Source organism: Halogranum rubrum (assembly GCF_900114455.1).
Lineage (GTDB): Archaea > Halobacteriota > Halobacteria > Halobacteriales > Haloferacaceae > Halogranum > Halogranum rubrum.
This window is the reverse complement of record NZ_FOTC01000005.1, coordinates 192,848-212,889: the sequence shown is the minus strand read 5'-3', so window position 1 is coordinate 212,889 and position 20,042 is coordinate 192,848. Positions and strand designations below refer to the sequence as shown.

The 20,042-nt window shown below is 63.2% G+C and carries 23 protein-coding genes; 17 read left to right on the top strand and 6 right to left on the bottom strand.

The window, feature by feature from the left end:
• Positions 1–331, top strand: a 331-nt coding sequence (locus tag BM083_RS18090; RefSeq protein ID WP_143085765.1) for an integrase core domain-containing protein, incomplete at its 5' end; no start/stop codon positions are given.
• Positions 332–406: 75 nt separating this feature from the next.
• Here BM083_RS18090 and BM083_RS22930 read toward each other — a convergent pair.
• Positions 407–916, bottom strand: coding sequence for a hypothetical protein (locus tag BM083_RS22930; protein ID WP_143085764.1), 510 nt, complete (start codon positions 914–916; stop codon positions 407–409).
• A gap of 225 nt (positions 917–1,141) precedes the next feature.
• On the opposite strand from BM083_RS22930, the gene hemB reads away from it, so the two are divergent.
• The 6 genes from hemB (at position 1,142) to BM083_RS18055 (ending at position 7,005) form a co-directional block, all read left to right on the top strand.
• A complete protein-coding gene (gene hemB / locus BM083_RS18080; RefSeq protein ID WP_089871303.1) occupies positions 1,142–2,122 on the top strand; it encodes a porphobilinogen synthase in 981 nt (326 codons plus the stop codon).
• A 368-nt stretch (positions 2,123–2,490) separates the two neighbouring features.
• On the top strand, positions 2,491–3,897 hold the full coding sequence (locus BM083_RS18075; protein WP_089871302.1) for an ammonium transporter: 1,407 nt from the start codon (positions 2,491–2,493) through the stop codon (positions 3,895–3,897).
• Positions 3,894–4,295: a nitrogen regulatory protein GlnK1 gene (locus BM083_RS18070; RefSeq protein ID WP_009367092.1), complete on the top strand. Its 402-nt coding sequence runs from the start codon at positions 3,894–3,896 to the stop codon at positions 4,293–4,295. Before BM083_RS18075 ends, BM083_RS18070 begins: the two co-directional genes overlap by 4 nt.
• Before the next feature lie 419 nt (positions 4,296–4,714).
• Positions 4,715–6,088: an ammonium transporter gene (locus BM083_RS18065; RefSeq protein ID WP_089871300.1), complete on the top strand. Its 1,374-nt coding sequence runs from the start codon at positions 4,715–4,717 to the stop codon at positions 6,086–6,088.
• Positions 6,085–6,450: a nitrogen regulatory protein GlnK1 gene (locus BM083_RS18060; RefSeq protein WP_089871299.1), complete on the top strand. Its 366-nt coding sequence runs from the start codon at positions 6,085–6,087 to the stop codon at positions 6,448–6,450. The genes BM083_RS18065 and BM083_RS18060 overlap by 4 nt, the downstream gene beginning before the upstream one ends.
• 183 nt (positions 6,451–6,633) lie before the next feature.
• On the top strand, positions 6,634–7,005 hold the full coding sequence (locus BM083_RS18055) for a nitrogen regulatory protein GlnK1 (RefSeq protein ID WP_089871334.1): 372 nt from the start codon (positions 6,634–6,636) through the stop codon (positions 7,003–7,005).
• A gap of 11 nt (positions 7,006–7,016) precedes the next feature.
• Here BM083_RS18055 and BM083_RS18050 read toward each other — a convergent pair whose 3' ends face one another.
• A complete protein-coding gene (locus tag BM083_RS18050; protein WP_089871332.1) occupies positions 7,017–7,922 on the bottom strand; it encodes a DMT family transporter in 906 nt (301 codons plus the stop codon).
• 106 nt (positions 7,923–8,028) lie between these two features.
• Here BM083_RS18050 and hemL point away from each other — a divergent pair, with 106 nt between their 5' ends.
• Both hemL and BM083_RS18040 read left to right on the top strand, forming a co-directional pair.
• Positions 8,029–9,366: a glutamate-1-semialdehyde 2,1-aminomutase gene (hemL, locus tag BM083_RS18045; RefSeq protein ID WP_089871297.1), complete on the top strand. Its 1,338-nt coding sequence runs from the start codon at positions 8,029–8,031 to the stop codon at positions 9,364–9,366.
• A 171-nt stretch (positions 9,367–9,537) separates the two neighbouring features.
• Complete coding sequence (locus BM083_RS18040; RefSeq protein ID WP_143085763.1) at positions 9,538–9,753, top strand: hypothetical protein; 216 nt, start codon at positions 9,538–9,540, stop codon at positions 9,751–9,753.
• Positions 9,754–9,821: 68 nt separating this feature from the next.
• On the opposite strand, the gene BM083_RS18035 is transcribed toward BM083_RS18040, so the two are convergent.
• On the bottom strand, positions 9,822–10,847 hold the full coding sequence (locus BM083_RS18035; protein ID WP_089871294.1) for an NAD-dependent epimerase/dehydratase family protein: 1,026 nt from the start codon (positions 10,845–10,847) through the stop codon (positions 9,822–9,824).
• A 98-nt stretch (positions 10,848–10,945) separates the two neighbouring features.
• On the opposite strand from BM083_RS18035, the gene BM083_RS18030 reads away from it, so the two are divergent.
• The 5 genes from BM083_RS18030 to BM083_RS18010 all read left to right on the top strand — a co-directional run bounded on the left by BM083_RS18030 (position 10,946) and on the right by BM083_RS18010 (position 15,127).
• A complete protein-coding gene (locus tag BM083_RS18030; RefSeq protein ID WP_089871292.1) occupies positions 10,946–11,428 on the top strand; it encodes a hypothetical protein in 483 nt (160 codons plus the stop codon).
• A 111-nt stretch (positions 11,429–11,539) separates the two neighbouring features.
• Positions 11,540–12,652 carry a hydroxymethylbilane synthase gene (gene hemC, locus BM083_RS18025; RefSeq protein WP_089871291.1) on the top strand — a complete coding sequence of 371 codons (1,113 nt, stop codon included), beginning with the start codon at positions 11,540–11,542 and terminating at the stop codon, positions 12,650–12,652.
• Positions 12,649–13,437 (top strand): uroporphyrinogen-III C-methyltransferase, encoded by a 789-nt coding sequence (gene cobA, locus BM083_RS18020; protein ID WP_089871290.1) that lies wholly within the window; start codon positions 12,649–12,651, stop codon positions 13,435–13,437. Before hemC ends, cobA begins: the two co-directional genes overlap by 4 nt.
• Positions 13,434–14,183 (top strand): uroporphyrinogen-III synthase, encoded by a 750-nt coding sequence (locus tag BM083_RS18015; protein WP_089871289.1) that lies wholly within the window; start codon positions 13,434–13,436, stop codon positions 14,181–14,183. Before cobA ends, BM083_RS18015 begins: the two co-directional genes overlap by 4 nt.
• Positions 14,184–14,935: 752 nt before the next feature.
• On the top strand, positions 14,936–15,127 hold the full coding sequence (locus BM083_RS18010; RefSeq protein WP_089871288.1) for a hypothetical protein: 192 nt from the start codon (positions 14,936–14,938) through the stop codon (positions 15,125–15,127).
• Positions 15,128–15,209: 82 nt separating this feature from the next.
• Here BM083_RS18010 and BM083_RS18005 read toward each other — a convergent pair whose 3' ends face one another.
• Together BM083_RS18005 and BM083_RS18000 are read right to left on the bottom strand one after the other, a co-directional pair.
• Entirely contained in the window at positions 15,210–15,461 is a 252-nt protein-coding gene (locus BM083_RS18005; protein WP_089871287.1) for a type II toxin-antitoxin system HicA family toxin, read from the bottom strand.
• 3 nt (positions 15,462–15,464) lie between these two features.
• Entirely contained in the window at positions 15,465–15,734 is a 270-nt protein-coding gene (locus tag BM083_RS18000; RefSeq protein WP_089871286.1) for a type II toxin-antitoxin system HicB family antitoxin, read from the bottom strand.
• Positions 15,735–16,057: 323 nt separating this feature from the next.
• Between BM083_RS18000 and BM083_RS17995 the strand changes: the two genes are divergently transcribed.
• Complete coding sequence (locus BM083_RS17995) at positions 16,058–17,251, top strand: MFS transporter (protein WP_009367106.1); 1,194 nt, start codon at positions 16,058–16,060, stop codon at positions 17,249–17,251.
• On the opposite strand, the gene BM083_RS17990 is transcribed toward BM083_RS17995, so the two are convergent.
• Entirely contained in the window at positions 17,248–17,985 is a 738-nt protein-coding gene (locus BM083_RS17990; protein ID WP_089871283.1) for a YqjF family protein, read from the bottom strand. The two genes, BM083_RS17995 and BM083_RS17990, sit on opposite strands and share 4 nt — an antisense overlap.
• Before the next feature lie 78 nt (positions 17,986–18,063).
• On the opposite strand from BM083_RS17990, the gene BM083_RS17985 reads away from it, so the two are divergent.
• Positions 18,064–19,476: a RecJ family nuclease gene (locus BM083_RS17985; RefSeq protein WP_089871280.1), complete on the top strand. Its 1,413-nt coding sequence runs from the start codon at positions 18,064–18,066 to the stop codon at positions 19,474–19,476.
• 73 nt (positions 19,477–19,549) lie between these two features.
• The gene (locus BM083_RS17980; RefSeq protein WP_089871277.1) at positions 19,550–19,984 is read left to right on the top strand and encodes a hypothetical protein; all 435 of its coding nucleotides are present in this window, start codon (positions 19,550–19,552) and stop codon (positions 19,982–19,984) included.
• Positions 19,985–20,042: the final 58 nt, after the last annotated feature.

Sequence of the window (20,042 nt, the reverse complement as noted above, 5' to 3'; positions counted from 1 at the left end):
CAAGAATCATGGGACTGATCCGGCGGCTGCGTTTCTCCACGGCGTTTGCGAGAAACACGACTGTTCAGACGCGGTGTTTCTCGCCGATGCCTTCGGTTATCGGACTGCCTTCTCTCGATTAGGGTTGAACGGTCGGGTCGACTACACAGAGCGAAACCTGATCGAAAAGTGGTTTCACACGTTCAAAATGAGGGTCGACCGTTTCCACAACTCATGGGTGGGCAGTCGGCTGAGCGTCCGCCGGTGGCTTGCAGTGTTCGTTCATTACTATAATTTTCAGCGACCGCATCAATCGCTCGGTGGTCGAACGCCAGCTCAGGAGGTTAACTAGACAGTGCCAATCTAGTCTATCTGAAAGTCAAAAGTTGACCTACTTCTCCCCTTCAGCTATTGGGGGTGAATGCCGCTACGAGTCCGACTTATCGCTAAGTACCAGCTCTAGAGCTGCCGGTTTGGGATGACCATTCAGCTGCCACGTGATTAATGTGGTTTCTATATGGGTGTCACTGTAATCTGTTTCCTTCTTTTCAATCGTGGCTGTCATTCGCAACGAATCTTCGCTGATGTCGGTGACTTTCGTCGTCAAGATTTGGTCTTCACGGAGAACAGCGTGGACAACTGATACAACGTGCGTAGAGTAATCAAGTGAGAAGTAACCATTCTCAGCAGGATCGAACACTTTCGTGCTACGGAAGTGTTCTCGCGCATCTGCAGAATTCTGAATGAGTACCCCATGTAGCGAACCAGGCTCTGTTGGTGCGTCGCTGAGGAGGGGTGAATCGGAGATAACGGTTGAAACTTGCCATGCATCGGGTGATTGAGTGAAGGTGTTGAAGACAGGTCGAACACACCCACTAATTCCACTTACAGCAACAAGAGGAATCAAACGGAGGAAGTCTCGGCGTGTGGAGGTCATCAATTAAAAAAGAGAGCACCATAGTGGCATAACAGTAACCATAATTCTGAAGTAAATAATCAGACCACCTCTGACGGAAACTGGGAGGTTTCAATGAGCATGCTGAACTCACCCTCTATATTCAGCACGCGGTTCCTATCAGTTCCCGGCCATCAACACGGCAGAACCAGAGCCACCACGACGAGGGAGCGATGTGGTTTTCCACGGCCCACCCGAACGCCGAGTATGAACCTGAGAGACCGCCCACGTCGGCTTCGGACCGACGGCGTTCGCCCGCTGGTCAGCGAGACGCGACTCGACGCGACGGACCTCATCGCGCCCGTCTTCGTCGACGCGACGACGGACGAACGCGTCCCCATCGAGACGATGCCGGGCCACGAACGCGTCCCCGTCGACGAGGCAGTAGCGCGCGTCGAGGAGATTCGTGAGACGGGCGTCGAGGCGGTGATGCTGTTCGGCATCCCGAACGCGAAAGACGAGTACGGGTCGCGTGCGTGGGCAGAAGACGGCGTCGTCCAAGAGGCGACGCGCCGTGTGAAAGCCGAGACGGACACCTACGTCATCACCGACGTCTGTCTCTGCGAGTACACCAGCCACGGCCACTGCGGCCTGGTCGAACCCGAGGCGGAGGAGAACCCGCGATTGACCGTCCAGAACGACGAGACGCTCGAACTACTCTCGAAGACGGCCGTCTCGCACGCCGACGCCGGTGCCGACATGGTCGCTCCTTCCGCGATGGCCGACGGGATGGTCCGTGCGATTCGCGAGGGACTGGACGAGTCGGGCTTCTCGGACGTGCCCATCATGAGTTACGCCGCGAAGTACGAGTCGGCGTTCTACGGCCCGTTCCGCGACGCCGCCGACGGCGCACCCGCGTTCGGTGACCGCCGACACTACCAGATGGACCCGGCCAACGCCCGCGAGGCGATGCGCGAGGTCAAACTAGACGTCGAAGAGGGTGCGGACGTACTGATGGTCAAACCCGCGCTTCCCTACCTCGACATCGTCCGCGACGTGCGCGAGGCGTTCGACCACCCCGTCGCCGCCTACAACGTCTCCGGCGAGTACGCGATGCTCCACGCCGCCGCCGACAAGGGGTGGCTGAACCTCGAAGAGACGGCCGTCGAGTCGCTGCTCTCCATCAAGCGCGCCGGTGCCGACCTGATTCTGACGTACTTCGCCGAGGACGTCGCCGAGTCGCTCTGAGCGTCGCCGAGACGAACAGAGTGGCGCTGACGTGAGGACGTCACGACGTCGGCGAGAGGGTGTCAACGCCACCCATGCGCGTGGGTGAACGGCCGACGACGACACATTATTTCGCCGACAACTGTTTCACAACTACTGGTAGCCACTGTCTACAACTGGACGAAATACAACCTTATACTGGTTATATTGTTACCGATTTTGTCCATATGCCCACAAACACCACCCATAATTAGGAGTTTGCAACCCTACACTTTATGTAGTACGTTGTCCTGAAGCTCGACCGTGATTGACTTCATGAATGCGAAGCAAACCAGCGAATCAGTGGATGGACGTGCAGCGACCACCCCGAAAGGAGGTGTGTTCAGGTGATGGGACTTCCCCTGCAGGCCGACCCGGCGACCATCGCCAACGGAATCAACTACGTCTGGATTCTGGTCGTCTCGTTTCTCATCTTCTTCATGCAGCCCGGCTTCGCGCTGCTGGAGGCAGGACAAGTTCGTGCGAAGAACGTCGGCAACGTCCTGATGAAGAACATGACCGACTGGGCGCTGGGCGTGCTCGTCTACTTCGTCGTCGGTGCAGGTGTCGCGACTATCGTCGGTGGCCTCACGTCGACTGGCACGGTCGACCTCGCCGGCGCGTTCTCGTACATCGGTGACGACACGGTGTGGATCGACTGGCTCTTCGGGGCCGTCTTCGCCATGACGGCGGCGACCATCGTCTCCGGAGCCGTCGCAGAACGCATGAACTTCAAGGCGTATGTCCTCTTCGCCGCGGTCATCACGGGCTTCATCTACCCCGTCGTACAGGGGCTGACGTGGTCCGGTGGCCTACTCTCCGGGGGCGGTTTCCTCGGACAGGCGCTCGGCGTCGGTTACCTCGACTTCGCCGGTGCGACGGTCGTCCACATGGTCGGCGGTATCGCCGGTCTCGTGGGTGCGAAGATGGTCGGCCCGCGGAAGGGTCGCTTCGACGAGAACGGAAACAGTCGAGCCATTCCCGGCCACTCGATGCTGCTCGCCGTCCTCGGCACGCTCATCCTCGCCTTCGGTTGGTACGGCTTCAACGTCGGGACGCAGGCGACGGTGCTCGCCGTCGCAGAAGACGGTAGCCTCCAGTTCATGGGTGCGGCACTCGGTCGCGTCGCGCTCGTGACGACGCTCGGCATGGGTGCCGGTGCAGTCGCCGCGATGCTCGTCTCCACCTCGTGGCAGGGCAAACCCGACCCGCTTTGGATGGCAAACGGCCTGCTGGCCGGTCTCGTCGCCGTGACGGGCGCGGTGCCTCACGTCACGTGGTGGGGCGGTCTCATCCTCGGCGCACTCGGCGGCGCAATCGTCCTGCCCGCCTACCGCTTCACGGTCGACACGCTGAAGATCGACGACGTGTGTGGTGTCTTCGCGGTTCACGGTGCGGCCGGTGCGCTCGGCACGGCACTCATCCCGGTCTTCGGTGTGGGTGGCTTCATGGGCGTGAATCAACTCATCATGCAAGTGCTCGGCGTCGCAATCATCGCACTGTGGACCATCGTCGCCTCGGGCATCGTCTTCGCCATCGCCGACGCGGTGTACGGACTCCGCGTCTCCGACGAAGAAGAGAGCGAAGGTCTGGACCAGGGCGAACACGGCGTGACGACGTACCCCGAGTTCGTCGGCGACAGCGGCCCCGAATCTGCCCTCGGCAACCCCGTTCGGGCGGACGGCGGGTCCGAGTCGGTATCGACTACCGACGAGGTCGGTGGAGTTGACAGCAACCTCGGTGGTGACGACGAATGAGCGACGAAGAAATCGACGTCGACGACAGCGACGAGGTCGAACAGCCGAACGACGGTAGCATCAAACTCATCATGGCAGTCGTTCGCCCGGACCGACTGAGCGAGATCAAGACCGCACTCGCCGAAGTCGGTGCGCCCTCGCTCACCGTCACACAGGTCTCCGGTCGCGGGAACCAACCCGCGAAGAAAGGCCAGTGGCGCGGCGAGAGCTACACCGTCGACCTCCACCAGAAGGTCAAAGTCGAGTGCGTCGTCGCCGACATTCCCGCCGACGACGTCGTCGACGCCATCCGGGACGCCGCGAACACCGGTGAACCCGGCGACGGCAAGATATTCGTCATCGACGTCGAGAAGGCCGTCCAGGTGCGAACCGGCAAGGAGGGAACCATCGCCGTCTGAGCGCTCCGCTACGTCGGTAACAGGTCCCCGCGACTGAGTCTCCAACCATACCCCTCCCCTCCGTTCGGTCTCTTTTGTGCCGCTCGTTCGAACCGTGAGTCGTCCCATCCTACCACCCAGCGCGCGCTGGATGTGAGCGACGAGCACGGGTGAGTCGACACGACAATCGTCCACCCATCCGGCAACATTTGTCCGAAGACACCGTAGACAAGGACCTTATACACACTATATTCGCTTGTAGTTCTACCAAACGTCCATTTTGAGCCTGTATAAATTTTCTTTTTCGTCATTATACTTATTACCCTCTACGTGCTGACTGTTGAGTACAAACGGTTGACAAACATGGTAGCGAATTCGGAAAACATCGACAACTGTCCAAGCAGCACCACCACCACCAACGCACCACCGGAGGAACCAGCATGAGTCTGGCGAGTCTCCCACTTCAGACGGGTATGGACGCCATCGTCACTGGCGTCAACCTCGTGTGGGTCCTCACTGTGACCTTCCTCATCTTCTTCATGCACGCCGGTTTCGCCATGCTCGAAGCCGGACAAGTGCGTTCGAAGAACGTCGCCAACCAGTTGACGAAGAACCTCCTGACGTGGAGCGTCGGGGTCATCGTCTTCTTCCTGGTAGGGGCGGCCGTCTCGACTATCGTCGGCGGTCTCACCGGCGGCGGCGGCGTCTCCATCACCGAGGCGTTCATGGCCATCTACGCACCCGACGCCGCGAGCGTCACCGCGTGGACCGACTGGCTCTTCGGGGCCGTCTTCGCCATGACGGCGGCGACCATCGTCTCCGGCGCTGTCGCCGGACGCGCGAAACTCCGTGCGTACATCAGCTACACCATCCTCCTCGCGGCCGTCATCTACCCCGTCGTCGTCGGCTTCACGTGGGCCGGCGGCTTCCTCGGGGCGATGGGCTTTCACGACTTCGCGGGCGGCATGATCGTCCACGGGATGGGCGGCCTCGCCGGTCTCACCGCCGCGTGGATCATCGGTCCGCGGATGGACCGCTTCAACGCAGATGGAAGCGTGAACGTCATTCCCGGCCACTCGCTCTCCTTCGCCGTTCTCGGCACGTTGATTCTGGCCTTCGGCTGGTACGGTTTCAACGTCGGCACCGCCGCCGCACCGCTCGCACTGAACGATGCGGGTGAGGTCACGCTCGGTTCCTTCGCCTACGTCGGGCGGGTCGCCCTCGTGACGACGCTCGGCATGGCCGCAGGCGCAATCGGCGCGGCCGCCGTCGCGATGCAGAAGACCGGCAAGGTCGACACGCTCTACGTCGCGAACGGTCTGCTCGCAGGCCTGGTCGGCATCACCTCTATCGCGGACGCCATCGTCTGGCCCGGCGCAATCGTCGTCGGCCTGCTCGCCGGCGCACAACTACCCATCGTCTTCGGCTTCATCGAGAAGCGCCTGCACATCGACGACGTCTGTGCGGTCTTCCCGGTTCACGGCTCTGCGGGGATACTGGGAGCACTCATGTTCCCGTTCTTCGCGACGAGTTTCTGGAACGGCAGTGCGTCGTTCGTCTCGCTGGCGATTCCACAGGTCGTCGGCGTCGCCGTCATCGCGCTGTGGACGTTCGGCGCGACGTACGTCGTCTTCCGCGGCATCCAGGCGACGGGTGAACTCCGCGTCAGCGCCGAACACGAGCGCGAAGGCCTCGACACGTCCGAACACGGCGTCGACACCTACCCCGAGTTCGGCAAGCCAGAACCCGTCACCGACGGTGCAGGCGTCCCGGTCGACGGCACGGTCCGGACTGACGGAGGGAAAGACGAATGAGCGACGAACCCAACGACGGCGGTATCAAACTCGTCATGGCCGTCGTCCGTCCCGACAAACTCGCCGACGTGAAGCAAGGCCTCGCCGAGATTGGCGCACCGTCGCTCACCGTGACGAACGTCTCCGGCCGCGGGAGCCAACCCGCGAAGAAGGGTCAGTGGCGCGGCGAGGAGTACACTGTCGACCTCCACCAGAAGGTCAAAATCGAGTGTATCGTCGGCGACATCCCCGCCGACGACGTCGTCGAGGCGATACGCGAAGCCGCGTACACCGGCGAACCTGGCGACGGTAAGATATTCGTCATCGACGTCGAGGATGCGATGCAGGTCAGAACCGGTTCGTCCGGTCCCGAAGCAGTCTGACGCCCTCGGCCGACGTCTCACCACCACGTCCCACGTTTTCTTTTGACGACCACCGCCACGAGCAACTGCGTCGACGAAGTGACTGCGTCGGTGAAGGGAGTCGGGGAGACACGAAACACCGAAACAGCGAGACAGCGACGTGACGGCGACGAAACTAAGTCACTCGCACGTCGTCGTATGTGTATGTCTGACACAGACCTTCCGAACGACGGTGGTATCAAACTCGTCATGGCCGTCGTCCGTCCCGACAAACTCGCCGACGTGAAGCGGGGACTCGCCGAGATTGGCGCACCCTCACTCACCGTGACGAACGTCTCCGGCCGCGGCAATCAGCCCGCGAAGAAAGGTCAGTGGCGGGGTGAGGAGTACACCGTCGACCTCCACCAGAAGGTCAAAATCGAGTGCATCGTCTCCGATATCCCCGCCGCCGACGTCGTCGAGGCGATACGCGAGTCGGCCACGACGGGTGAGCCTGGCGACGGCAAGATATTCGTCGTCGACGTCGCCGACGCCGTCCAGATTCGGACGGGTGAACGGGGTCGCGACGCGGTGTAGTCGGGAGCCAACTACGCGCCGACCAGTTGCGCACGAATCGCCCGGCGCTTGACGAGCAGGAAACCGACGACGATGACGCCGAATCCGAGGGCCGTCGTCGCGACGAACGGTTCGTCGAGCAGCGCCCATCCGACGAGTGCCGCGAAGACGGGAGAGACGTAGCCGACGAGATTTATCTCGACCGGTCCGAGTCGGTCGAGTAGGTCGAAGTAGAGCAGGTAACCCAGTGCGCCTGCGAAGGGGACGAGATACACGAACGCGATGACGACACTCACGGAGAGGTCGACCGACTGACGTTCGCCGAGTGCGAGACTCCCGAGGTGGAGCATCCCGCCGCCGAGGAGCATCGTCCACCCCTGATACGCCGCGAGAGGAAAGCGAGGTCCCACCGGGCGCAGATAGCGCGTGACGACGCCGCCGAGTGCGAACGCTGCCGCCGACAGCAGGAGGATGCCGACCCCGAACAGGTCCGGCGTGGTGGCGATTCGTGGATTCGGTGCGGCGATGACGACGACGCCGACGAGACCGATCAGGATGCCACCGACGTCGAGCGGCGTGAGTCGTTCCTCGGGGAAGACGGGCCGGGCGAACCCCGCCGAGAGGACGGGAATCGTGCTGAGGATGATCGCACTCACCGCGCTCGTGACGTAGTCCTGTCCGACGAACAGCAGGCCGTTGTGGACGGCGATGAACAGCGTCGCACCCGCGACGATGTTCGGGAGGTCGGTGCGAGACGGTCGCCAGCGCCGGTCGCTGACTACGACGTAGCCGAGGACGAGCAGACCGACGAGATCGAACCGGAGTGCTGCGAAGAGAATCGGCGGAAAACCGGCGAGGCCGGCTTTGACCGCTGGATACGACGCACCCCAGAGAACAGCGAGGAGGAGAAACGCGAGGAGATTTCGGTGCCGAGTCACATCGACTCTCGTCGGGCGGGAGTGGAGAGCGTGTCGGTCCAACTCTGTCGGACTCGTCGACCGATCCCAGAAACGACTATCCGGCACCCGTCCGAAACGTCGAGACATGAACCACGAGCGATCACGCGACCTCTACGACCGTGCCCTCTCGGTGATGCCCGGCGGCGTCAACTCCTCTGTTCGTGCGACTCGACCGTACCCCTTCTTCGTCGAGCGCGGCGACGGCGGCCACGTCATCGACGCCGACGGCAACCGCTACGTCGACTACGTGATGGGCTACGGCCCACTGCTCTACGGCCACGACGCACCCGAACCCGTGCAGTCGGCGATTCAGAAGTACGCCAGCGCGGGGCCGATGTACGGCGCGCCCACGGAGATCGAGGTAGAACACGCCGAGTTCGTCGCCCGCCACGTCCCGTCGGTCGAGATGATTCGGTTCGTCAACAGCGGGACGGAGGCCACCGTCTCGGCCGTGCGCCTCGCCCGCGGTTACACCGGTCGCGACAAGGTAGTCATCATGCAGGGCGGCTACCACGGCGCACAGGAGTCGACGCTCGTCGAGGGCGACGCCGACCATCCCCGACCGAGTACGAGCGGCATCCCGCAGGAGTTCGCCAAGCACACCCTGCCGGTGCCGTTCAACGACGAGGAGGCGATTCAGGAGGTGTTCGAAGAACACGGCGACGACATCGCGGCGGTGCTCGTCGAACCCATCCTCGCGAACATGGGAATCGTGATGCCCGTCGACGGCTACCACCAGACGCTCCGTGACCTCTGTGACGACTACGGGTCGCTTCTGGTCTTCGACGAGGTCATCACCGGGTTCCGTGTCGGTGGACTCGGCTGTGCCCAGTCGAAGTTCGGCGTCACACCGGACGTCACCACCTTCGGGAAGATTGTCGGCGGCGGGTTCCCGGTCGGTGCCATCGGCGGCAAGTCGGAGATTATCGAGCAGTTCACACCCGCCGGCGACGTGTTCCAGTCGGGAACCTTCTCGGGCCACCCGGTGACGATGGCGGCGGGCCACGAGTATCTGAAGTACGCCGCCGAGAACGACGTGTACGACCACATCAACCGACTCGGCGAGAAACTGCGAGAGGGAATCACCGACATCTGTGCCGACCAAGCACCGGAGTACACCGTCGTCGGCACCGACTCGATGTTCAAGACAGTGTTCACCCGCGAGCAACCGGCGATGCTCGACGGGCAGTGTGAGGCTGGCTGTCAGCAGCGACCCGACTGCCCGCGCTACGACCACTGCCCGAAGACCGGCGGAGACGTCGCCAACGCCGAGACCGAACGCTGGGAGCGCATCTTCTGGCACGAGATGAAAGAACAGGGTGTCTTCTTGACGGCGAATCAGTTCGAGTCGCAGTTCGTCTCGTACGCCCACACCGACGAAGACATCGAACAGACGTTAGAGGCGTACAAACACGCCCTGTAGGTGTCGTCGAGCGAGTCACGTGCAGTCGGTGCGAACCGTTCGCCGTCGCTCTCGAAGTCTGCGAACCGAACGAAAGCGTATATCGCTGGCGAGCGTCTGTCGATGTGAATTGGACTGTCCGAACGAGTGGACGGGGTTCGACTCGGCGACCTCACGATGCGGAGACAGAGAATGAACGAAGACGCAGTCGACAGACGGGATGGCGAGCGACACACGACCACTGGTCCGGCGAGAGAGACTCCGCTCGTGGGGTTCGAGTTGACACTCGCGCGGGACAAACCGGTCGAGTGCAGACTGTTTCTCATCGACACGACGGGAACGGTGAGCGAAGGTGCGTGGATTACGGCTACCGAAGGCGCGTTCGTCGACCTCGACGTGATGCAGTAGACAGTGAGCGTATAGCCGACACCGTGGATGGTCGAGACGAGTCGAGTCCTCGCTGGACGCGACCCAGTTCAGGGTGACCGGTCCCGGTCGAACGTCGTGTCGAGATGTGCTCGCGCGTCGCGCCACGCCTCGACGAGACGGTCGGGTGTCGGGTCCGACTCCCACGAGTCGATTCGGTCGTGGTCGTCCAACCACTCGACGGTCCGGCGGACGCCCTCCTCCCACCCGATGGTCTGTTCGTGACCCAACGCCGCGCGCGCCTTGCTGTTGTCGAACACCGTACTGTACTGGAAGTGGTCTCTGAGCCCCGTCGTTCGCTCGGGGACGAGGTCCGTGAGCACCTCGGTCGGGACGTGGACGAGGTCCGGTTCGGGTGCGTCGAGGGCCGTGGCGACCGTTCGGTGGTACTCGTTCCACGTCAGATGCTCCTCGGCGGTGACGTGGTAGGCCTCGCCCTCGACCCCCTCTGTTTCCACTGCAGACACGAAAGAGCGAGCGACGTCGTCGCGGTGGCAGGGTGCCCACACCGACGTGCCGTCGCCGTGGACGACGATAGGTTTGCCCGCCCGAATTCGGTCGAGATAGCTCGTCGCGTCGCCGAGTGTGTGAATCAGTTGTCCACCCTCGCCGTAGGTGTGCCACGGGCGGAGGATGGTGACGGGGAACCCCTCGTCCGCGTAGGCCGCGAAGAAGCGGTCCTCGGCGTCGGCTTTCCCCTCGCCGTACTCGCTCGTCGGCGGATGTCGCGGCGTCTCCTCGGTGAGGGGCATCCGAGCGACGGGACGGGAGTAGACGTCGATGGTGCTACAGAAGACGTAGCGGTCGACGCGTCCCGAGAAGGCGCGGATAGCGCTCTCGGCGTCCTCGGGTGTGAAACAGACCATGTCGACGACGGCGTCGACGTCGAGGTCGGCCATCTGCGCTTCGAACTTCTCGTAGTCGGTACGGTCGCCGTGGACGAACTCGACGGACTCCGGGATGCGGGCGTCCGTCTCGCCGCGAGTGTAACAGGTGACGTCGTGGCCGGCGGCGTCGAGTTGGCGAGTGATTCCGGTGCTGATGAGGCCGGTGCCGCCGACGAGAAGTACGTGCATAGCCGACCCACTCGGGGCGAGCGTAAGTAGCCACTCGTCGCGGCACGCTCGGCGACGGGTCGACGCGGATTTATGCGCGATGCCGCCCTAGTTCAGCTATGGATAGCCCTCCATCCACGAATCGGTCGGTCGAGCGACAGTCCACAGACGGCGCGATAGGTGACCTCCTCCCGCGTGCGAGCGTCGACTCGAAGTGGTGGTACTGGATAGCCGCCGTCCCGCTGTTCGCGCTCCTCGGGACGCTCTTCGGCGTCACGTTCGCCGTCGTCGGACTCCTCAGCTTCGTCGTCGGCGTCGGGTTCGACGCCGGGATTCTGTCGGTACTGCCGTTCTTCGCGGCGGTGCTCGCAGTCGTCTTCGTCGCCCTCGTCGGCGGCCTGTTGACGCTCGTCTTCCCGCTCGCGATGTACGTCGACGCACGCGCCATCACCGAATCCACCGCAGACTACGAGTGGCGGCCCGACCCGACGCTCTACGGTCTCGTCGCTCTCGCGGGCGCGGTGACGACGACGTTCGTCGTGACCGTCCCCCTGGCGCTGTACTACCTCTACAAGCGTCACGAGACGGTTGGAACGCCCTGAGTCAGTCGAGCCAGTACAGTCGAGCAGTATCGACGGCCGCGCCTGCGACCACCCCACACGCGGGCGACGGGAACTGGTGCCCTTTTCACGGTCGACCGCAGAGACGTGTGTATGAACCGTGGGACGCTTCGAATCGCGACGCGGGGGTCGGACCTCGCGCTGCGACAGGCGGCGAGTGTACAGGAGGCGCTCGAAAGCTATCGTTACGAGGTCGAGATTCAGGAAGTCGAGACGCGCGGTGACCAACTGCAAGACGAACTCATCCACCAACTCGGGAAGACAGGTGCGTTCGTCCGCAACGTCGACCAGCGCGTCCTCGACGGCGACGCCAACCTCGCCGTCCACTCGATGAAGGACATGCCGACCGACCAACCGCCGGAACTCACCATCGCGGGCATCCCCGAACGTGCATCTGCCTTCGACGTCCTCGTCTCGCCCGACGGCTACGAGTTCGAAGACCTCCCGGTCGGGTCCACCGTCGGCACCTCGTCGCTCCGCCGGAAGGCACAGATTCTCAACGCCCGGCCCGACCTGACGGTCGAGCCGTTGCGCGGAAACGTCGATACGCGCATTCAGAAGCTCCTCGCCGCCAGCCTCCAAGCGGAACACGAGAAACGACTGGAGGCGTCGAAAGACAAGAAAGGAAACGCCGGAGACGAGGACTACGAGGCCGACTACGACCAGTCGGTCGAAGAGTGGTTCGACAGCCTCTCGGAACTCCAGCGTGGCGCACTCGAACACGATTTGGACACCGAGTACGACGCTATCGTCCTCGCGGAGGCGGGTCTGCGCCGCAGCGGTCTCCACCACCACGTCGAGTTCGAGCGACTCCCTCGGGCGAAGTTCGTCCCCGCGCCCGGACAGGGAGCCATCGCCGTCACCGCCGCCGACCCCGACGTCGTCGAAGCGGTCCACACCGCCGTCGACCACCCCCGGTCGCGCGTCGAGACGACCGTGGAGCGGACGGTGCTCGAAGAACTCGGCGGTGGCTGTGTCGCCCCTATCGGCGTCCACGCTATCCTGCAGGGGTCCTACGTCCACACCGAGGTGCAGGTGCTGAGTCAAGACGGCGAGGAACTCGTCGAGTCCAAGCGTGACCTGCCGGTCGACGACCACGCGAACGCCGCCATCGAGATGGCCGAGAGCCTGCGTGACCGCGGTGCGGCCGACCTCATCAAATCCGCCAAGCGCGACACGCCGAGCGAGGGAACCCGAGACGAATGACCTCGGTTGGCAAGGTCTACCTCGTCGGGAGCGGTCCCGGCGACCCCGAGTTGATGACCGTGAAGGCGCGTCGTCTCATCGACGAGGCCGACGTCGTCCTGCACGACAAACTCCCCGGTCCGGAGATTCTCGGACTCATCCCCGAAGACCGTCGCGAAGACGTCGGCAAGCGCGCCGGTGGCGAGTGGACGCCGCAGGAGTACACCAACAAGCGACTCGTCGAGTTGGCCCGAGAAGGCAAGACCGTCGTCCGCCTGAAGGGCGGCGACCCGTTCGTCTTCGGCCGCGGCGGCGAGGAGATGGAACATCTCGCGGCCAACGAGATTCCGTTCGAAGTCGTCCCCGGCATCACCTCACCCATCGGCGGTCCCGGCGTCGCAGGCATCCCGGTCACACACCGCGACCACACGTCCTCCGTCTCGTTCGTCACGGGCCACGAAGACCCGACGAAGGAGGAGTCGGCCGTCGACTGGCAGGCACTCGCCGACACCGGCGGGACCATCGTCGTCCTGATGGGCGTCGGCAAACTGCCGCAGTACACGCAGGCGCTCCTCGACGCCGGTAAGGACCCCGAGACGCCGGTCGCACTCGTCGAGCGCGCGACGTGGCCCGACATGCGCGTCGCGACGGGCACGTTAGAGAGTATCGTCGACGTCAGAGACGAAGCAGGAATCGAACCACCCGCCATCACCGTCATCGGCGGAGTGGCGGCGACCCGTGAGAAGGTAGTCGAGTTCTTGGCGAACCAGACCGGCGAGTGGGACGGAGAAGGGGAAGAAGAATGACGCAGCAAGTCCGTGTCGCCGTCTTCCGCCCCGACGACGAACGCCTCGCAGACGCCGTCGAACTGCTCGACTCGCTCGGCGCGACGCCCGTCCCCGACCCGATGCTGGAAGTTCGGCCGACCGGCGCGAGTCCACAAACCGACGACGCCGACTACGTCGTGTTGACGAGCAAGACCGGCGTCGAACTCGCGAAAGAAGCGGGATGGGAACCCGGTGACACCACCGTCGTCGCCATCGGAGAGAGTACGGCGGAGGCGCTTCGGAAGGCGGGCTACCGCGTCGACCGGGTGCCCCAGGAGTTCTCGTCGACGGGACTCGTCGAGATGCTGGCCGGCGAAGTCGACGGCAAGCGTATCGAAGTCGCCCGTTCGGACCACGGGAGTCCGGTGCTCACCGACGGTCTCCGAGAGGCGGGTGCCGACGTGAACGAGACGGTGCTCTACCGACTCGTCAGACCAGAGAGTTCGGGCAAATCCGCCGAGATGGCCGCCGACGGCGAACTCGAAGCGGCGCTGTTCACCTCGTCGTTGACCGTCGAACACTTCCTCGACGCCGCCGAGGAGCGCGGCATTCGAGACGAAGCCATCGACGGGCTGAACGACGCCGTCGTGGGGACCATCGGCCACCCGACGAAAGAACGCGCCGAGTCCCACGGCATCACCGTCGACGTCGTCCCCGACGTCGCGGACTTCGAGGAACTGGCGTGCGCCGTCGTGGAGATGGCCGCACCGAGTTATCACGAGTAGTTTAGCGTTTTTGCGAATTTATCAACCGCCGTGGCGCGTGGCTTCGTCGCCTCCGGGCGACGAGTCACGCACGCGAGGGATGAGCGAATGGGCGTCAGCGAGTGAGTGAATCGGTTGGGGAGGGTGTGGCTGCGGTGGGTGGGATTGAAAGGGACGTATTTTCGACGACGGCGGACGACGTAAGCACCGCAGCCGAGTGAAACGAGGCGAGGAGCACAACGAGTCCGCCGTCGTCGAAAATACGTGGACATTCGAGCAATCTACCGATAGTTAGTAACAGACGTGTTCGTACTCATCAGCGTCTCAGGTTATCTTACCAATGGAAACCTGCGTTGAACTTAGAGGGTGAGTCTATCAGCGCGGAGTTGCGCTTAGCGAGGTAAAAACGTGCAATCAGAACAACCATACGACTCTATATCAAATTATTATCTATGGTGTCCCTCCCGAACAGACGAAGTCTTGGTATCCTCGTCGCAGCCATTGTTGCAGGGTATATAGTCGGATTAGCTATTATCGCACTTGTTCAGTCCCCCGCAGCAAGTCTCGATACGGCAACGAGTCCCGTCTATCTCATCGCAGTAACCATCGGTACCGTCGCGTTCACCCAATCGTTCTTAAAAACGAGAACAGCAGCATAGAGTCTCACCGGAAGTTACCAACTGACTGACTAGCGCGCTGAGGTCGGTACGACCACAGAAACCACCTCAGTTCCTGTCAGAAAATCATATGTACGGGTCTGATATTATTCTGACATGGACATCGGACGTCTCTCGTCGTCTTCAATTCGATTTGCGCTTCTATTCGTGTTTGCGCTGGCCATCGCGTTCGTTGCAATGTTGTTCTTCGGTATTTCCCTCGTGACAGCATTCACCGTGGTAGCAAGCGTTGGATCTGGAATGATAATCTGGAGGAGAATATTCTCAGCTGGAATCACAGACCAATAAACGGAACCCGCTTAAACATAGTCGGTAAACCCATCCTGCCGAGATGCGACAATAATGAGGGTATTCGTCTCTTCGCCGAAGATTAGGCATTTTCGTCTATCCACTCGCAGAAGGCATCAAAATCGTTTGCTCCGGCACTTTCGGCGATGCTTCGGAGCGTCCCGGTACGGAGTTCGCTATGCAGCGGGACGGTCACTTGTCGGCGGTCCGCTTCGTTCGTCGGGTGTTCGTAGTACAGTTGGGCGTGGTCGCCGGTCGTACGTCGCCACTCGAACCCACCGACGTTGACCAGCACCTTCACTACCTCCGTTCCAGAGAACGTTCGCCGACCCATCGATTAGTCGAGGACGTCCGGCGGTTCCTGGTCGCCAGTGGTGTTGTTCTCGGGGGAGATTCCCAGCGCACGAAGTTCTTCGTCCGTCGGTTTGCGCCCACGTTTCCCGGTATGGACTGCGACAGCGTCGTCGAGGTGGTCCAGTGCCTCCTCTCTGGACTCTCCTTGCGTGGTCACGCCCGTATCGACGTCCTTCGCGACCCACCAGCCGTCCTCTTGCCAGAGACGAATCTCACCATCGTTGGCGTCGCCGTTCCGAGTCGAACTGGCCATCTTACCTCTAGTTGCCCAATGAACCGTATAAGCATTCGGCATACCGCTCTCGCTGCGAAGACGTAACCGTGGTTTCTCCAGTAAGGTGTTCAGATCGAATGAGCATGATGACCGATTTGCGCCCTCTATTCAGCACGACCAATCTCTCAGCCACAGAAACTCACGTCAGTCGAACGTATAGGAGCTTCCGTGACCTGCAATAACTCGCAACCGATACCGCGAGTAACTCGACAGTTCTCGACGAGTCGTCAGAGAGTCGGACGAACCAGTAAACCCGGCCGCACTCGTCACGGTTAACCGACGCACCCACCGACTCTCTACCAGTGGCAACCGAGTCGAACGTCGCGAGTACGTCGAGAAGTTGGCGGTCGGTGGCGACGGTGGCCGGATGGCAGACGGCGGCGAGTCTCTGTTACTACACCATCTTCGCGGCGACCGGGTTCGTCCGCGACGCCTTCACGCTCTCCGAGTCGCTCGTCGGCGTCTTTCTTACGGCTGCACTGCTCGGCTACACGGTGATGCTCTTTCCGAGCGGTGCGGCCGTCGACGGCTTCGGTGAGAAGCGCCTGATGGTCGTCGGCCTCGCCGCACTCGCCGTCGCCGCCGTCGGCGTCTCACTCGCGCCCTCGTACGGCCTCCTGCTGGGCGCGGGCGCAGTGCTCGGCGCGGCTTACTCGACGGCGATGCCCGCCTCGAACCGCGCTATCGTCGCCAGTTCCCCGCCGGGGCGACAGGGCCTCGCGATGGGGCTGAAACAGGTCGGCGTGACGGCGGGAAGCGGGGTGGCGTCGCTCCTCATCACGGGCGTCGCCGCCGTCGCCGCGTGGCGGATTGGCTTCTGGGTCGTCGCCGCGCTCGCCGGTGGGTACGCGCTCGGATTCGTCGCGCTCTACGACGGGTCCAGCGGGAGCGGCGAGTTCTCGCTGCCGGACCTCTCGGGACTGTGGGACAACCGTGCGTACGTCCTCTTGGTGGCCGCCGGTCTGTTCGTCGGCGCGTCCATCTTCTCGATGCTCGGCTACACCGTCCTCTACGTACAGGACGCGGTGGGTGCGAGCGCCGCCGCGGGCGGCATCGTCCTCGCGCTGACGCAGGTGACGGGGAGCGTCGGCCGTATCGGTGCCGGGAGTCTCGCGGACCGCCTCGGCGGCGCGAAGGGTGCGGCCACCGTCGCCCTCGGGCAACTCGCGTTCGCCGTCGTACTGTTCGGCGTTCTCGCAGGCGGGTCGTGGTCGCTGCCCGTCGCCGTCGTGCTGTTCGTCGGTCTCGGTCTCTCGATTCACGGGTCGACGGGCGTCTTCTACTCGTGTCTCTCCGAACTCGTCGACAGCGACGACATCGGCGGGGCGACGGCGGGCGGACAGACCGCTATCAACACCGGCGGCCTCGTCGCACCGCCGCTGTTCGGCCTCCTCGTCGAGACGAGTGGGTACGGACTCGGGTGGGGCCTGCTCACCGTGACGGCGCTGATTGCGACGGTGCTCTTCGCGGGCGTGCTGTGGCGACTCCAGACCTAGGAACGAATCCGCCACGGGCGCGACGCGTGCATCGGCCACGCGCGGTGATACCGGACTGTCGGGTCCGCCGTCGGCGACGGGACGCCTGCGGCCTCGAACAGCGTGTTCTCCTCGATTGTCGCCGTCGCCGAACGAAACGACGGTGTCTCGCGGTCGATGTCTAACGCCCAGAGTGTCCCGCCCACCGCGCCGAAGACGCGATGGTGACCCACGAACCACCGGTCTCTGTCGCCTCCATCGAGGACGCCCGAGCCGTCAGTGCCGCCGTCGACGGTGACCGTCGTTTCGAACGTCGCCGACGGCGCACCGATCTGCTCGCGGCGACTGTCGAATCGAATCGCTCGACCGTCGCGCTCGATGTGACTGTCGGCGGTGAAGTACGGCATCCGCGACGTGAGTCGAAAGAGGTGGGCGACGAGTCGGTCGCTCGCGTCGATACTGAAGAAGTAGCGTCCCGGCGTCCCCTGGTGCCAGACGTAGGTCTGGAGGCGGAGTTGCGGAAACGACCGGCCGCGTGACGATGGGAGGCCCCGCGGCCGGACTCCCGTCGCCCGGAACGCGACGACGGAGAGCCACGCCGTTCCGTCGAACAGCGAGAGGTCGAGCGGGGCCGGCAGGCGAGGACTCAGTTCGTCCGGGTCGACCGGCCAGTGGAGACAGCACACGTCCTCGGCGGTCATCGTCAACACCGGGAGGCGTGAGAGCGGGAACATCTGTACGTGTTCGAGAGTCACCCCCGATACTCATGACGGTTCTGGCGAAGCGAGTGAGAGAGCGAGTGTTTAAATCCGAAACCGCCCCAGTCGGGAGTGATGGCAGGTCCCGTTCCCGAACTTCACGACCGCGCGGTGGCGTGCGCCGACCGCTTGCGCGAGGCCGACTCGGTACTGCTCGCCTCGCACATCGACGCCGACGGCCTCACGAGTGCCGCCGTCGCGGCGTCGGCGCTCGAACGCGCAGAGATTCGGTTCGACACCGTGTTCTCGAAGCAACTCGACGCCGAGGAAGTCGCCGCCATCGCGGCGACGGACCACGAGACGGTGCTCTTCACCGACTTCGGGAGCGGACAACTCGACGTAATCGCCGAGCACGAAGCGGCGGGTGACTTTACGCCCGTCATCGCCGACCACCACCAACCCGCCGATGTTGAGACTGAATACCACCTCAATCCCCTCTTGTTCGGTCTCAACGGCGCGACCGAACTGTCGGGCGCGGGCGCGAGTTACGTCCTCGCGCGGGCACTCGAAGCAGAAGACGGAGACAACCGGGACCTCGCCGCCCTCGCCGTCGTCGGGGCAGTCGGCGACATGCAGGACTCGGAGGGCGGCCTGCATGGTGCGAACGAAGGTATCGTCGCCGAGGGCGTCGCGGCGGGCGTCTTGGACCCGGCGAAAGACCTCGCGCTCTACGGGCGACAGACACGACCGCTCCCCAAGTTACTGGAGTACGCCAGCGAACTCCGAATTCCGGGCGTCTCGAACGACCAGAACGGCGCTATCAAATTCCTCTCGAATCTCGGTCTCGACCTGAAGGAGGGGGGTGAGTGGAAGCGGTGGGTCGACCTCACCCAGGAGGAACGACAGACCGTCGTGAGCGCACTCATCAAACGCGCCGTCACGAAAGGTGTCCCACCAGAGCGAGTCAACACGCTCGTCGGGACGACGTACAGCCTCGTCGCCGAGGAAGTCGGGACCGAACTCCGCGACGTCAGTGAGTTCTCGACGTTGCTCAACGCGACGGCCCGATACGACCGCGCCGACGTCGGCCTCGCGGTCTGTCTCGGCGACCGAGGGGAGGCGCTCGACCGAGCGCGGACATTGCTCCGAAACCACCGCCGAAATCTCTCGGAAGGGTTGCAGTGGGTCAAGACGGAGGGCGTCACCGTCGAAGACCACGTCCAGTGGTTCGACGCGGGGACGCGAATCCGTGAGACCATCGTGGGCATCATCGCCGGGATGGCCGTCGGCGCGAACGGCATCAGTCGCCGTAAGCCTATCCTCGCGTTCGCCGAGAAGAACGCCGAGGAGGTGAAAGTCTCCGCACGCGGCAGTCACTTCTTGACGAAGCAAGGACTGGACCTCTCGGTCGTGATGCGCGAGGCGTCGCGGAGTGTCGGTGGCGATGGCGGCGGCCACGACGTCGCCGCCGGGGCGACGATTCCAGCAGGGAAGCAAGCCGAGTTCGTCGCCGAAGCGAATCGACTCGTCGGCGAGCAGTTGGCGTAGCCGAGCGAGTCGGTGAACCAGCGAATCGGCCGGCGGCCTTACCACGGTGCTGTACGTCACTCTCTGTAGAGCAATGGCTGAAGACGAGGCGACGAGAGACGGGATGGAACGGACGATGTCGAGACGGGGCTATCTCGCAAGTGGTGTCGCCGCACTGTCTGTCGGTACCGCTGGTTGTGTGACGACGGGGCTTCGACTGGAAGTAGAAGGGGTAGACTCCTCGGACATCTTCGAGTCGATTTCACTGGCGGAGTCGTGGACGGCGAGTAACGCGACGGCGACGGTGACGCTGACCGATACCGCGGCGAAAGAGGCGAGTATTCGCGAACTGGGCGTCGTCGACGCCAAAGGAAGCAGTGTCTGGGCAGGGGCTGTCGACCCCGGCCAGAAGAGCGTCTCGAACGTTCTCTTACCCATCAAAGAGTCAGCCACCGTCGTCGCGGCCAACGCGAGTAAGGAGTTCGTCGACGAGGTGACGGTCCGCGTCGTCGGGTCGACGATTCCGTAGTGCAGATTCTGTATCGCAGTATCGAGTTTATCGCGACAGTTGAGTCCACGCTGAAGAG